Genomic DNA, 15,555 nt, shown 5'->3' with positions numbered 1-15,555 from the left:
TCAGTTTAATTGATATTTCCAAGCCCTATATATTAAGATTAAAAGTATTATTTCGCTATCTTTAGGAATAGATTTCTAAAGAAATCAACTAAATTGTGAAACGAAAAAATAGTTTTTGGAATGAACTAAAGCGACGTAATGTAATAAAAGGTGCTATTTCTTATATAGTAGTGGCTTGGTTACTTATACGTATAGCTGCACTATTGGGTGATATTTTAGAAATGCCCTTATGGATTTCAAAAAGTCTTTTTTATTTACTTTTAGTAGGCTTTCCTTTATATCTTATTGGCTCTTGGATATATGAATTCACTCCTACAGGTTTAAAACGAACTAGCAAAGTTTCAGAATCTGCTTCCATTCGTAAAAAAACTGGGAAGCGACTTAATAAAATCATCATCGCTTTTCTAGTAATCTGTTTAGCTGTCTTGGTTATCGACAGATTTGTAATAACCGATAAGATTTCTGAAAACAATTTTGATATTCCATCCTTAGCTTCTAAATCAAAAACAATAGCTGTCCTTCCATTTCAGGACTTTTCTGAAAAAGATGACAATTCGTATTTCGCAGATGGCCTTACTGAAGCACTTCTTAATCTTTTAACGCAAGTAGAACTTTTAAAAGTCACATCTCGCACCTCAACATTTTCTTTTAAAAACTCAGATTTACAGCTTCCAGAAATCGCTCAAAAGCTAAATGTAACTTACATTTTAGAAGGCAGTGTGCGCAAATCGGGGAATCTTCTTCGCATTACCGCACAGCTTATCGATGCAAAAAACGACAAGCATTTATGGACGGAAACCTACGATAGAGACTTAGATAATATTTTTGCAATTCAAGATGAAGTATCTGGAGCAGTTGTAAAAGCACTAGAACTTAATTTATTAGAATCAAAACCGCTCCCGAAGTCAATAAAAACCAATCCTGAAGCTTATAAACTTTATTTACAAGCAGTACAGGCCTCACATTTTTCTAGCGACATTCAAAAACTGATTGAAGCGGTAGACTTTGCAAAACAAGCTTTAGATATAGATAGCAACTATATACCAGCTTGGTTACTACTTTCAAGAGTTTATGAAACTCAAGCAAATAACGGAACATTAGGATTTAAGCAAGGCTATACGCTAGCCAAAGAAGCAACAAATAAAGTTTTGGAGATAGACCCGAAAAACGCACTCGCTTATGCTTATTTAGCAGATGATGAATTGAGTTATGATTGGAATTTCGTAAAGGCGAAACAACTAAATGAAATAGCCCTAAAACTAGATGGTTCAAACCCTGAAATTATTAGCCTCACCGCTACTCTTGCATTGTCTTTAGGAAATGTAGAAAGCGCTGTTCGACTTCAAGAATACTCAGCAAGTTTAGACCCACTTAATCCAGACACGCATTATCAATTAATGAATGCATACTACTGTGCAGACCTACTTGATAAAGCTGTGGAGGCCGCTAAAACTTGTATTGAATTACAACCAAATCGCTATGCATTACATTATTATCACGCTCGAATTTTGTTACAACAAAACAAATTAGCTGCAGCATTAGAAGCCATTAAAAAAGAAGATGATGAAGGCTGGGGTTTGCAGATACATTCCGATATCTACTTTAAACTCGGCGATATAGAAAAGTCCGATGCCTATATGCAAGAGCTTATTTCTAAATACACTAATGACATGGCCTATCAAATTGCCGAAAGCTATGCTTTTAGAGACGATAAGGAAAATGCATTTAAATGGCTAAACAAAGCCTATAAAGTTCACGACGTGGGCTTAAATGAAGTGTTGTCTGAGCCACGTTTTAGAAGTTTACATTCCGATAAAAGATGGCAAAAGTTTATTGATAAAATGGGCTTTCCGAAAATTGAAAAATAAACCAAATGAATCTCAACGATTTTTTTAACGAATTAAAACGAAGGAATGTCTTTAAAGGCACAGTTTCCTATTTAATTTTTTCATGGGTTTTACTTCAGGTCATCGCTATTCTTAGCCCTATAATTAACGCTCCTATTTGGTTTGGGAAAATGATTTTGATTATCCTAATCGTTTTGCTTCCTGTTTGGATTTGTATCTCCTGGTTTTTTGAAATCACTACAGACGGTATTAAAAAAACTAAAAATGTTCCAAAGGAAAAGTCCATCACACAAAAAACAGGGCAAAAACTCAACACTTTCATTATCGCGTTTTTAGCCATAGCCATAATCTTATTATTTGTTGATAGGTTTAGGCTGCGTTCTGAAAATAATGAAAATGCCATTGCACTCGAAACAAAACCAGATAAATCAATTGCCGTATTACCTTTTTCAGATATGTCTCCAAACCAACAACAAGGGTATTTTGCCGATGGTTTGGCAGAAGAAGTATTAAACTCACTTGCTAAAATAAACGAACTTCAAGTTACTTCACGCACCTCGGCTTTTTCATTTAAAAACAAAAAAATGGACCTGCAGGAAATAGCAAAAACCTTAAATGTTTCATACATACTTGAAGGCAGCGTACGTACTCAAGACAGTATAATTAGAGTAAATGTAAATCTTGTTGAAACTAACGGCGATAACAATATTTGGTCGCAAACTTGGGAAAAAGAACTCAAAAACATTTTTAAAATTCAAAATGAAATAGCCGAAGCAGTTGCTGAAAATCTTCAATTGCGAATTTTAGATAATATAATCCCCAGTGTAACAGAATCAAATACTGATGCGTATACTTTGTTTTTGGAAGGTCGATACATATATCAAAATAATTATGATGAAGAGTCATTGCAAATATCTGAAAAGCTATTGCAAAAATCTTTAGCTATAGATTCTACCTACGCAGCAGCATTGATAACATTAGGTAATATTTATCACACACAAAATAATTACGGAATTATTGATTATGAAAAAGGGAAAAAGTTAACCTACGAAGTAGCCATAAAAGCCATAAAAGCTGACAGTACCTATGCAGAAATCTATGCATTTATGTCTTTACTTTCCTTAGAGTATGAAAATGATATTGGAAAGGCGGGAAAACTTGCACAAAAAGCTTTACGATTAGACCCCAATAACGAAACCGCTTTGCACAGAGCTTCGGAAGTAGCGCTTTTACGTGGGAATACAGAAGAAGCCATAGCAATTCACAAAAGAGTAATAATAATAGATCCTGTAAACGCTTCTAACTATTACAGTTTGGCCAATACTTATTATATGGCTAAAAATCTTAAAGAGGCCGAAAAAAACATTAAGGAATCCATTAGGCTAAATCCAGACCAAGACGTTGCGTATTCTTTGTATGCATTAATATTAATGAATCAGGAGAAATACAGTGAAGCCCTAGAAGTGATAAAAAAAGAACCTTTAGCAGGTTTTAGACTACATACTGAAGCTATGATTTATCATTTTTTAGGCAATCAGGAAAAATCTGAGACAGCATTAATGAAATTGATTGCTGATCATGAGAAGTCCTGGAGCTATCAAATTGCTGCTACCTATGCAGTGCTTAAAAAAGAAGAAAAAATGTACTATTGGTTGGAAAAAGCACATACTCACAAGGATCTTGGGCTAATTGAATTACCAAATGAACCTATGTTTGAAGCCTATAGAAACCAAGCCCAATTTAAAGATTTTATAAAAAAACTTGGGTATAAGTATTAGGAGTTATTTAATGCCGGCAAGATGGCCTGCGGCATATCAAAAGACCTGATAGGTTTTAGAAACCTGTCAGGTCTAAATATTTAATCTTCCTCACAAAATGGGTAGATACAAACTATTAAAGTAATCTACGTGTTTACTAGGATAGCCTAATGCTATTTAATTTTGGTAAAAATGGGGAAAAACGATCTCTTGTTTATACCTACAAGGAGGCCTGTGGCAACACCTTGCAGGATAAATAGAAAGGACCTGTCAGGTCTAAATATTTATACTTTCTTTACATAGTCAGTGATAATCACAATCTGCTGACCATCTACTCTTCCTTCAATATATTTTTCGTTTTCACGATCAAGAGAAATTCTACGCACAGTAGTACCTTGTTTAGCAACCATACTACTTCCTTTCACTTTTAGGTCTTTTATTAGTACAACAGAATCACCTGCTTCTAATACAACACCATTACTATCACGATGAATAACCGCATCTGCTTTTGCTTCTGCTACGCCAGCCTTTGCCCATTCTTTTACATCATCTTCCATATACATCATATCTAACAAATCTTGTGGCCAACCTTCAGCTCTTAATCTGTTAAGCATACGCCACGCCATCACTTGAACCGCTGGCACTGTGCTCCACATACTGTCGTTTAAGCATCTCCAGTGATTTGCATCTACTTTTTCTGGATCTTCAATTTGCTCTTTACACGTATTACAAATGTAAACTGAAGCTTCGGCTCCACTCATTGGAGAATCAGGCACCTCAAAAACGCCAAGGTTTTCTTCGCTTCCGCATAATTCACATTTGTTATCGCTTCTTTGTTGTAATTCTTTTTCTAGGCTCATAATGTAATATAATTAAGTCCGTCGCCAAGGCTTTGGAGATTGATGAGGCAAAGATATATTTTTCGCGAGATTTACCTACTACAAGATGATTCGTTCGTCGATTCGCCATATTTATAGCTGTTTTCAAATACACACCTCAAAAAAATCGGTTTTGCGGCGAAGTATCTTACTGCTGCTATTGCTGTCTCTATTAATTCTTGGATTTAGCACGAAAGAAGCCATTGAATTAGTTACAAAAAGCAACGAAGCAACTATAGATGTAAGCAATTATCCAAAAGTTATTTTAGGTGGATGCTGAATTTAATAAAATTAAGCGTGTCAGGTTGAACGCAGTCGAAACCTCATAGTTCTCGACTGCGCTCGAACAGACAATAAAAAAAGCCTCTAATAATAGAGGCTTTTTTTATGATTCTTACGGATTATAACTTATTCCAGGTATCATTTAATATATTGATATCAGGTACCATTTTGTTAGGGTCTTGCACTACGCGTTTTACCTGCTTATCTGTTTTAAGTAGGTGACTCCAAACATTACCTCGATGCCAAATTTCGACTGGAAGCTTGATGGTTTCTTTAGTATCGTCATTATAAGTTACCAACAATTCCACTGGCATTGGTATATCACCGTTGTTTTCAACAGTAATCAAATAATTACCTTGGTAAGGCTCTACAGATAAAATTCCTAAATCTATATTTCCATTTCCGAAGAACCACCCTTTCCAAAACCAAGATAAATCCTCGCCTACAGCATTTTCAATATGATTAAAAAAGTCGTTTGGTTGCGGATGTTTATATGCCCAATGACGGATATAACTCTTAAAAGCATAGTCGAATCGCTCTTTACCTAAAATGTACTCCCTAAGCATATAAAGTCCAGCAGCCGGTTTGTAATACGCCGTGTAAGCTAAGTTTCTCGCATTAGCAATATCTGGATAAGTGTCTATTCCTTCGCGATTTCCATAGGTTAGATATTGAACCAAGTCACGTGGTTTGTCTGTTCTAGTTGGATATTCGCCATTATTAAAGGCAGCTGTACTGTAGTGATTTATAAAAATATTTAAGCCTTCGTCCATCCACGGGTAACGACGTTCGTTATTACCAACAATCATTGGGAACCAGTTGTGTCCAAATTCGTGATCGGTTACACCCCAAAGTGATGCTCCTCCTCTTTGGTACCCACAAAAACTAACTCCTGGATACTCCATTCCACCTACACTAGTTGCTACGTTAATTGCGTTGTGATACGGATAAGGATAGTAAGTATTAGAGTGAAACTCTACAGAGGCCTTAGTGTATTCGGTAGAACGACCCCAAGCGTGTTCGCCATCACTTTCTTTAGGATAAACAGACTGTGCCAATCCAACTTCTCCATTTCCTAGGTTCATTTTTGCCGCATCCCAAATAAAAGCTCTAGATGAAGCCCATGCTACATCGCGAGTGTTCTCCATTTTAAAATGCCATGTTAGTGTGCCGTTCTTTTTAGCTTGAGCTACGGATTTCCCAACTTCATCTGGTTTAATAATGTAAACTGTCTTATCACTTTTCTCAGCTTTTGCTAAACGCTCTTGCTGTGTTTTTGTAAGTACTTCATTTGGATTTTGTAGTATTCCTGAACAAACTACAGTTTGATCTGCAGCAGCGGTAATCTTTACATCAAAATCTCCGTATTCACAATAGAATTCTCCAGCTCCTAAATACGGATCTGTATTCCAGCCTACAACATCGTCGAAAACTGCTACACGCGGATACCCTTGTGCAATAGCATATACTGTTCCGTCTTTAGCTTCAAACCTGCCCATACGGTCCATTCCTTCAACAGGAATCTTGTATTCAAAATTCATTTTTATCTCAACCTGGCCCCCATTAGCTGCTAAAGGCTTATCTAAGAAAACCTGCATTCTCGTATCTGTAATCAGGTATTTAGAAGAAGTTCCTGTTTTCGTTTTAGCTGAAAAATTTGAAAGTTTATATCCACCTTCAACGTCTCCGCTATAACGTCCTCCTTCAAGAGGGGAAGTTAAAGTACCACGAGAAGTTTCTGTAAAACGATTTTGCTCTAGGTATAACCAAACAAAATCTAATTCTTCAGGACTATTGTTGGTGTATTGAATAGCAACATTCCCTGTAACAATGTGATTTTTTTCGTCTAAAGTAACTTCAAGTTGATAATCGGCTGAGTTTTGCCAATATTTCGGACCTGGTTTTCCTGAAGCTGTGCGATATTCATTTCCCTGTCTATAAGTGAAATTATCGAAAAGACTTTGATTGTTTGGATTTACATCTTGTGCATTAAGGGTAAAAGACACAACGGAAAAAAGCAGCATAATCCATAAACTGCTATTGAAATACTTCATATTATTCAATTTTTATAAGTCAACTAGCGAAGATAATGAAATGCGATTTGATTACGCATTAAAATTATGTAGTTGTAGTTTAATGTGTTTAATCAAAAAAATTCAGAGTATTTTAATTCCCAATCTTTAGCCCTTGAAGTAAATCCCTTGTGATTCCATAAATGTTCTCTTAACCGATGAGACACATCTTCGGTAGACCCAACATAATATTTATCAAGGGTTTGCGAGTATAATATGTAGACAAAATATTCCATAAAAAAAGCCGAAGTATAAACTTCGGCTTTTGAAAGTTGGTGGGCGATGAGGGGTTCGAACCCCCGACCCCCTCGGTGTAAACGAGGTGCTCTGAACCAGCTGAGCTAATCGCCCTTTCACTTAGCGGTTGCAAATATAGGTTACTTTTTAATACCAACAAACATTTTTTTAAAAAAAATTCAAAATCTATAAAATTTATATCTTGTGAGAGGGTTTTTATGGTTTATCTTTGGAATCGATTAACCATAAAAAATCTACTTTTTGATTCCATTCATTAAAAAAATTATCATATCGGTTGTAAAAAGACAAAACCAACAACCAAAAAATGCGAAAACCGAATCGTCTTTTGACAAAAGTGTAAAAAACCTTGAAGTAGAAGTTAAACACGAAATTTATGAATTTTTCTACCTACTACTTGGAGTTTTAGCTGCTTCATTTGGACTTAGAGGGTTTTTAATGCCGAATAGTTTTATAGACGGAGGTATTACAGGGATCTCGCTTATGGTAAATGAGCTTACAAATATTTCACTACCCTTATTACTCGTTTGTTTTAACCTCCCTTTTTTAATAATGGCCTACTTTACTGTAGGGAAAAGCTTTGCCATAAAGAGTGTAATGGGAATTACCTTTTTAGCAATAGCTGTTGCTTTAATTCCATTTCCACAAATAACAGATGATAAGATTTTAATTGCCTCATTTGGAGGTCTCTTTTTAGGACTCGGAATCGGCTTGGCAATACGTGGTGGGGCGATTATAGACGGAACAGAGGTTCTTGCTATTTATATAAGCCGCAAAACAAACTTAACTGTTGGTAACGTTATACTTCTATTTAACGTAATCATTTTTATAAACGCCGCTTATTTTCTTTCTACTGAAATTGCTCTTTATGCTATTCTCACCTATTTCGCAGCTTCAAAAACTGTAGATTTTGTGATAGACGGTATTGAAGAGTTTATGGGGATAACCATTATTTCAGATTATAGTGATGAAATTCGACTTGCTATTATTCAGAAAATGGGTCGAGGTTGTACCTTATTTAAAGCAGAAAAAGGTTACTCGCAAAACGGAGAAGTGCGCAAACCTGTAGATGTAGTGTACACAGTTATAACAAGGTTAGAGATGACCAAACTTAAAACTGAAGTAGAAAAAATTGACAGTAACGCCTTTATAATTATGACTTCCATTAAAGACGCCAAAGGCGGAATGATTAAAAAGAAACCAATTAAAAAATTCGATAAATAGATTTTATCAAATTTTCGCGAACTACTAAAAGTTGACTCTTATCAAGCCAGGTTGAATATCCATAGTTCTAACCATCCATGGAAGTCAGCCGCAATGTTTCATTAACGGTGAAGTAATTTCACCTCAATTATAAGAGATCTAAAATTCGCTCTAAAGCCATTCCTCTAGATGCTTTTATCAAAACAGTAGCATTTTCCAGCTCCTGAGTTTTTATCATTTCTTTTAAGTCATCAAATGTTTTAAACTGCTTTATATGTGAAGCACTGTTTTTTGCTTTATAAAAATTGCTTCCAGTTAAAAACACTTTTGCAAAATTGGTTTCTTTCAAGAAGTTTACAATATTTTGATGTTCAGCTTCAGAATCTGTTCCTAACTCGAACATGTCACCTAGAAATACAACTTTATTATCTCCTTTGGTTTGTTTGAAATTTTCCAAGGCCGCCATCATACTTGTTGGGTTTGCATTATAAGCATCCAACAATATAGTATTTGAACCCTGTTGCATCAATTGCGAACGGTTGTTTGACGGAACATAATTTTCTATCCCTTGTTTAATGTCGTTAACTGAAACGTTTAGATAAGCGCCTATTGCAATGGCCGCAGAGACATTTGCGAAGTTGTATGCACCAACCAAATTACTTTGTATCTCAGTGCCATTGTACTCCACTAAAAGATGGCTAGAACCATCTATAAGCTTTATGACATAATCAGCATTTGAGTCTCCGAAGGTAATTCTAGATATCCCTTTAGAATTTTCTAGTTGTTTTGAATCGTTAGCGTTTACAAATATTTTTTTATTGTGGTCTTTTAAAAACTGATAAAGCTCAGTCTTCCCTTGTATTACACCTTCTAGACTACCAAATCCTTCCAAATGTGCTTTGCCAAAATTTGTAATATATCCGAAATCAGGTTTTGCTATTTCACTTAGCATTTTAATTTCACCTAGATGATTTGCGCCCATTTCAACAATCCCTATTTCCGTTTCCGAATCCATCGAAAGCAAAGTAAGCGGCACCCCTATATGATTGTTTAAATTACCTTTAGTTGCAACCGTTTTAAACTTTTGAGATAAAACCGCATTTATAAGTTCTTTCGAAGTGGTTTTACCATTACTACCAGTAAGCGATATAATGTGAAGGCCTAAATAATTTCTATGGAAGTACGCCAATTGTTGTAGCGTTACTAGAACATTTTCTACTAAAATTGTTTCACCGGTATCTTTATGAAATTTCTTTTCGTCTATTACCACTTTAAAAGCCCCTTTATCTAAGGCTTCTTGTGCAAACATATTGCCGTTAAAATTATCGCCTTTTAATGCAAAGAAAATTGATTTTACGGGAACATTCCTAGAGTCAGTGCTTACTCCAGAGCTTTCTAAAAAGTATTGATGTATTGTTTTTATATCCATAATCTTAGTGTGAATATATAAAAAAACCCTCCAAAGTTTATCACTTTGAAGGGCATAATTTTTAAAAAAGTTTGAACTTTAGTTTCTCGCTTTCTTTCCTTTTTTAGATTTAGAACCAACACGACTCATAGCACATCTAAAGCCAATGAAGTCTGAAGCCATATCTTGTGGGAAATATCTTCTTTGAGCTGGGTCTAACCAATACTCTCTATCTCTCCAAGATCCACCTTTGTATACTCTAACTTCGTTACTAATTAAAGTTGTACGGTTATTAGATTTGTCATAAACGCGATCTAACTGACCTGTAGAATCTGCGTATACATTGTGAACTGGCGCGTTGTACATTCTTTTAGTATCATCGCCAGATTCTCCAAAATCGTTTTGGAATGACTGGTAATATCTAGTAGATTCTTTATCACCATCTCTAAAATCACGGTTATCTGCTTTAGAGAAGTTTGTTCTTAAGTAAGTATCCTTTTCATCAACTGGTACTTGAAGAATTTCACCAGGTAAGTTACGTGCTATAATTCTACCGTTGCTTAAAGTGTCGTAAACTATAGAATCCATAGTAACTACTTTTACTTGACCATTCTCGTCGATTGCGTTTTTAGTGTAAACATTTCCACGATAGTAGTTAAAGTCGTTAAAGTCGTCATCGATAATTGGTCTGTAAATATCAGCTACCCATTCTGCAACGTTTCCAGCCATATCGTATAGACCGTAGTCGTTAGGCGCATAAGATTTTACTTGAGCAGTAATATCAGCACCATCATCACTCCATCCAGAAATTCCACCGTAATCACCAGACCCTTGCTTAAAGTTAGCCATTTGATCACCTAATGATCTTCTCTTTCCAGAGCGAGTGTACTGTCCTTCCCAAGGATATTTCTTTCTACCTCTGTATGCATTGTACTCACGAAGTCCTACTAAACCTAAAGCAGCATACTCCCATTCAGCTTCAGTTGGTAAACGGTATGCTGGTAGCAACATTCCATCCTGACGTTGAATATATAAGTTTGTACTGTCTTTACTTCTTTTAGCAATAGCTTCAGATTTTTTCCCTCCTCTTGTAATCGAATCGTTTCCACCATATGTTTTAGTTGGTGCATTAAGATACGTCTCAGTGCTAAAGGTTTCACCTGGCTCAACTTCATAACGAGCATTTCTAGAAGTAACGCCTTCGTTTTCTAGAATCATTTCATTTACTCTATCGGTACGCCATTTACTAAATTCTACTGCTTGAACCCAGCTAACTCCTACCACTGGATACTCTGCATATGCAGGGTGACGCAAGTAGTTATTAGTCATCACTTCGTTGAAACCTAAACGATTTCTCCAAACTAATGTATCAGGAACTGCTCCTTCATAAATTCTGCGATAATTTTCGTTAGAAGGTGGGAAAACTTTCTTTAACCAATCTAAATACTCTAAGTACATTAGGTTAGTTACTTCAGTTTCGTCCATGTAAAAAGACTGAACGTGCTGTTGGTTTGGAGTGTTATTCCAATCGTGCATAGGATCATCCTGAACACGGCCCATGGTAAATGTACCTCCTTCAATAAATACTAGTCCAGGACCAGTTTCTTGTTCTTTAAACTGAGGGTCGTACTGAAAGCCGCCTTCTTTAGAGTTTAGCTTCCATCCGGTAGCACGAGAACTGTCTTTGTAGTCTCTAGATTTATTGCAACTAACAAATACTGTGGCTGCAAGCGCAGCAACAAATAGCTTTAATGCAAGGTTTTTTCTTAACATCATAAATTCAAAAATATGTGAGAATTGGGTTCGCAATATAGTAATTAACGACAAAATCACAATAATATTTTATTATTATTGCGTTCTAGTAAAGGCTTTGTTAAAAACCTTTACACGATAGCAAACGTATTAGTTTTGATAATATTATCCTAATTACAATATTGCACAAAGTTATTAAAAAGGATCAGCTATACTAACTGTTTATTTAAAGCGTTAATAATATTGATGAAAAAACAATTATTTTTATTACTACTTTTTTGCATCCCATCTATAGGTATAGCACAGTCTCGAAACATTTCAATTAGCTGGAACAACAAACCTGAATTTATTGAAACATCAGGAAATAATTTTTCGGATAATGCTACTAAGCAAGAAAAACTTGAAGAATTAAAACTTCAAATTAACGAAGAAACCATCAGTTATGGCACACAATGGGAGGATCAAGGCTTCGCCGATAAAAATTCAGTAAGAGTTACCAATGTTACCTACACCCCACTGTCATCAAGTGCTGTTAGAAATTTAAATACAGATTTAATTCCAAAAGAGCTGACATATAATCTAGTTAGTACAAAATCTAGAGAAAAACTTTTTACAACATTTATTGTTTCTCCAATTGTAGGTTCAAATGGAAATTATAGACGCGTTACATCATTAAGAGTTGATTATAATTACGGACCGCAAAGTCGTAATATGCCTCCGGGTATTTCAAATTCTGTTCTATCACAAGGTCAGTGGTTTAAATTTAAAGTAGAAAAAACCGGTGTTCATAAAATTGACAAAGCTTTTTTAAATAGCTTAGGCATGAATACCGACGGAATAAACCCGCAAACCATAAAAATTTATGGGCATGGCGGACAATCGCTACCCTTGTTAAATGCTGAAAACAGACATTTCGATTTGCCTGAAACTCCAATACAGGTAGTTGGTGAAGCAGACGGAAGCTTTGATTCTGGCGATTATATACTTTTTTACGGTACAAGCACCAAGGGTTATGTTGAAGAAAACGACTCCAACATCAACCCTTATACCGATGAGTCCTATTATTATATTACAGCGGGTGGCGAAAGCGGAAAACGCATAACTCAAATGCTTGAACCAACCGCATCGGCTACTATGATTATCGATGAATTTGACGATTATCAATTTCACGAAAAAGACGAAGAAAGTCCAACAAAATTAGGAAGAAGATGGTTTGGAAATAGATTCGACATTCAAAGTGAACAAAGCTTTACTTTCGACTTCCCAAATATTGTATCGGGTGCTCCAATGAAGGTGGTAATTAAAGCCGCCGCAGCTTCAGAAAGCGCTACATCACTGAGCGTAACCTTAAACAGTACCAGTTTAAACCCAATTACCTTCTCTCCTTTAGGCTCTTCTGGGCTTTTAAACTTATCTGAACTTAACACCGAAGTTCCGGCTAGCGGAGAATCTGTAAAAATTGACTTAGCGTATAACAACAATGGAAACCCGTCTAGTATAGGGTACTTAGACTATATTAGTATTTGGGTCAAAAGAAAACTTACGGGAACAGCTAAGCAAATGGCTTTTCAATATAATGATGCTGTCAATCTAAGTGGAGTGGCAGATTATCAACTAGCAAATGCAAGTCAGATAAGTCAGATTTGGGATGTTACAGACCCACAGTTTATCACTTCAAAAAAAAATGAAGAAAGCGCATCTTCAATAAGTTTTAAACAAAATTTAGGCAGGCTCAGAAAGTATGTAGCAATTAATCCAAACGACTACTTCACGCCTATTAAAATTTCTCAATCTGCAGTAGCAAACCAAAATTTAAAAGGAAGTATATTTAAGGATGAATCTGGCCAGTTTAAAGACATCGACTACATTATTATAACGGCTCCTTTTTTAATTCAACCTGCATTACGCCTTGCTAATCACCATAAAAACTTAAACGATCTTAATGTAAAAGTGGTTACCACAGATAAAATTTACGAAGAGTTTAGCTCTGGTAGTCAAGATATATCGGCAATTCGAAACTTTATTCGATATGTATATTTCAACGCCTCTTCCGAAGCTAATCGCGTTAAATACGTCGGTATATTAGGAGACACCTCTATTGACTATAAAAACAGAATTTCAAACAACAATAATATAGTACCAACTTTTCACACCTTATCGAGCACTAGTATAAGTTTTTCATTTATGTCTGATGATTTCTTTGGAAATATGGATGAAAATGAAGGTACTATCGGACAAAGGTCTGGCGATATTGATTTGTTAGATATCGCTATGGGAAGAATTGTTGCAGATAATGTTCCATTAGCAAATGCAATGGTCGACAAGGTAATCAACTACACCTCTGAAAGTACTTATGGCAACTGGAGAACAAATTTTGTTTTAGTTTCTGATGATGCCGATAATAGCACAGACGCAACCTTACAGCGTAATCTCGATGCCCTCGGGGATCAAATTTCAGACGAAAAACCTTTTATAAATGTAAAGAAAATTCACTCCGACTCATACCAGCAACAAGCATCCGCTGGTGGAAATAGATACCCTGAAGTAAATGAAGCAATAAAAACTGCATTTGAAGCGGGAGCAATTATTCTCGATTACTTTGGTCACGGGGGTGAAGACGGACTAGCACACGAATTTATATATACTAAAGGAATAGCTGAAGGACTTAAAAACAAAAACAAACTGCCTTGTGTTATTACCGTAACTTGCGAATTCACAAAGTTTGATAATCCGCTTCGCATTACCGCTGGAGAATTAACTTATCAAAACAAAGAAGGCGGTGCAATTTCTATGGTTACTACTACCCGTGCAATTTTTATTAGAACGGGGGTAACTTTTAATGAATACCTAGCAGAACACCTTTTTGGTTATGGCAGAGATGTACCTGTTGCACCTTCTGAAGGACTTCGCCTATCGAAAGCAGACTTAGGAATAGGAACACCACTTCGTCGTGTAGTTTTCTATATTGGAGATCCTGCGATGAATCTTGCTTTTCCAAAAAAAGATATTCAAATTACTCATTTAAACGATGTTCCAATTGCCCAAGCTACCGACACACTTAAAGCCTTGAGCAAAGTAAAATTTAGCGGTCAAATTTTAAGCCCGAATGGGACACCAATGACAGATTACAACGGCACCCTTGGCGCGAAAGTTTTCGATAAAAAAGTACAACGCCAAACCTTAGACAACGACAATATTGGTGAAATAATGGATTTTGAAGTATTAGGTGAAGTATTGTTTAACGGACAAGCGTCTATACAAAATGGGCTATTCGACTTTGAATTTGTTGTTCCTCGAGATATTCAAATTCCAGTAGGTAAAGGCCGAGTAAGCCTTTATGCCGAGAGAGAAAACGCTTTAGAAGATCAAGCAGGTGTAAACCTAGATATCAACGTAGGAGGATTAAATGAAAATGCTCCAGAAGACAACGAAGGCCCACTTATTAAATTATTTATGAACGACGAAAGTTTCGTTTCGGGTGGTATTACAGATGACTCCCCTATCTTATTAGCAAAACTTGAAGATCCAAATGGAATAAATACCGCCAGCGGAATTGGTCACGATATAGTAGCGACACTGGACGGAGATGAATCAAATCCATTTGTATTAAACGAATTTTACCAAGCCGAAGTGGACGATTACACTAAAGGTACTGCAACTTTTAAGTTTCGTGATTTAGAAGATGGATTGCACACATTGAAACTAAAAGCTTGGGATGTTTACAACAATTCTTCTACTGCAGAGATACAATTTGTGGTTGCTGGTAATGAAAAATTAGAAATAACTCGCGTTTTAAACTATCCAAACCCATTTGTAAACTACACAGAATTCTGGTTTAACCACAATAGACCTGATGAAACACTAGATGTACAAGTTCAGGTTTTTACCGTTACTGGGAAAGTAGTTTGGACCAAAAATGCAGCAATTCCGCCATCTGGAAGCTATCTATCTCGAGAAATTACTTGGGACGGTCGCGACGATTTTGGAGATAAAATAGGAAAAGGTGTATATGTATATAAGATTACAGTTAAATCTGCGTTAACCAATCAGCGAGTTGAAAAATTTGAGAAACTCGTTATCCTTTAAAAATTAAAATTATAT

At 35.8% G+C, this 15,555-nt stretch carries 10 protein-coding genes and 1 tRNA gene; 5 read left to right on the top strand and 6 right to left on the bottom strand.

Annotated elements, in window-relative coordinates; genetic code table 11:
* Positions 1–95 precede the first annotated feature (95 nt).
* Both G3A46_RS09330 and G3A46_RS09325 read left to right on the top strand, forming a co-directional pair.
* Entirely contained in the window at positions 96–1,868 is a 1,773-nt protein-coding gene (locus G3A46_RS09330; RefSeq protein WP_165149199.1) for a hypothetical protein, read from the top strand.
* Between the two features lie 5 nt (positions 1,869–1,873).
* The gene (locus G3A46_RS09325; protein ID WP_165149197.1) at positions 1,874–3,625 is read left to right on the top strand and encodes a tetratricopeptide repeat protein; all 1,752 of its coding nucleotides are present in this window, start codon (positions 1,874–1,876) and stop codon (positions 3,623–3,625) included.
* A gap of 263 nt (positions 3,626–3,888) precedes the next feature.
* Here G3A46_RS09325 and G3A46_RS09320 read toward each other — a convergent pair whose 3' ends face one another.
* Positions 3,889–4,464 (bottom strand): alkylphosphonate utilization protein, encoded by a 576-nt coding sequence (locus tag G3A46_RS09320; RefSeq protein WP_165149195.1) that lies wholly within the window; start codon positions 4,462–4,464, stop codon positions 3,889–3,891.
* Between the two features lie 151 nt (positions 4,465–4,615).
* On the opposite strand from G3A46_RS09320, the gene G3A46_RS09315 reads away from it, so the two are divergent.
* Positions 4,616–4,762 (top strand): hypothetical protein, encoded by a 147-nt coding sequence (locus G3A46_RS09315; RefSeq protein WP_165149193.1) that lies wholly within the window; start codon positions 4,616–4,618, stop codon positions 4,760–4,762.
* Positions 4,763–4,883: 121 nt separating this feature from the next.
* Here the strand turns inward: G3A46_RS09315 and G3A46_RS09310 are convergent, their stop codons facing one another.
* The 3 genes from G3A46_RS09310 to G3A46_RS09300 form a co-directional block, all read right to left on the bottom strand.
* Positions 4,884–6,818 carry a M1 family metallopeptidase gene (locus G3A46_RS09310; RefSeq protein ID WP_165149191.1) on the bottom strand — a complete coding sequence of 645 codons (1,935 nt, stop codon included), beginning with the start codon at positions 6,816–6,818 and terminating at the stop codon, positions 4,884–4,886.
* A 92-nt stretch (positions 6,819–6,910) separates the two neighbouring features.
* A complete protein-coding gene (locus G3A46_RS09305) occupies positions 6,911–7,072 on the bottom strand; it encodes a GIY-YIG nuclease family protein (protein WP_165149189.1) in 162 nt (53 codons plus the stop codon).
* 37 nt (positions 7,073–7,109) lie between these two features.
* A tRNA-Val gene (locus tag G3A46_RS09300) sits at positions 7,110–7,187 on the bottom strand.
* Positions 7,188–7,334: 147 nt separating this feature from the next.
* On the opposite strand from G3A46_RS09300, the gene G3A46_RS09295 reads away from it, so the two are divergent.
* Positions 7,335–8,315: a YitT family protein gene (locus G3A46_RS09295; RefSeq protein ID WP_165149187.1), complete on the top strand. Its 981-nt coding sequence runs from the start codon at positions 7,335–7,337 to the stop codon at positions 8,313–8,315.
* 127 nt (positions 8,316–8,442) lie between these two features.
* Here G3A46_RS09295 and murF read toward each other — a convergent pair whose 3' ends face one another.
* Entirely contained in the window at positions 8,443–9,723 is a 1,281-nt protein-coding gene (murF, locus tag G3A46_RS09290; RefSeq protein ID WP_165149185.1) for a UDP-N-acetylmuramoyl-tripeptide--D-alanyl-D-alanine ligase, read from the bottom strand.
* A 78-nt stretch (positions 9,724–9,801) separates the two neighbouring features.
* Positions 9,802–11,478: a gliding motility lipoprotein GldJ gene (gene gldJ / locus G3A46_RS09285; protein ID WP_165149183.1), complete on the bottom strand. Its 1,677-nt coding sequence runs from the start codon at positions 11,476–11,478 to the stop codon at positions 9,802–9,804.
* A 222-nt stretch (positions 11,479–11,700) separates the two neighbouring features.
* Between gldJ and porU the strand changes: the two genes are divergently transcribed.
* Positions 11,701–15,540 carry a type IX secretion system sortase PorU gene (gene porU, locus G3A46_RS09280; protein WP_165149181.1) on the top strand — a complete coding sequence of 1,280 codons (3,840 nt, stop codon included), beginning with the start codon at positions 11,701–11,703 and terminating at the stop codon, positions 15,538–15,540.
* Positions 15,541–15,555: the final 15 nt, after the last annotated feature.

Origin of the sequence: Aequorivita sp. KMM 9714 (assembly GCF_011065475.1) — a bacterium.
In the GTDB taxonomy this organism is placed as follows: domain Bacteria; phylum Bacteroidota; class Bacteroidia; order Flavobacteriales; family Flavobacteriaceae; genus Aequorivita; species Aequorivita sinensis.
Note: the sequence above shows the minus strand (reverse complement) of the source record. Positions and strands in the feature narration are given on the sequence as shown.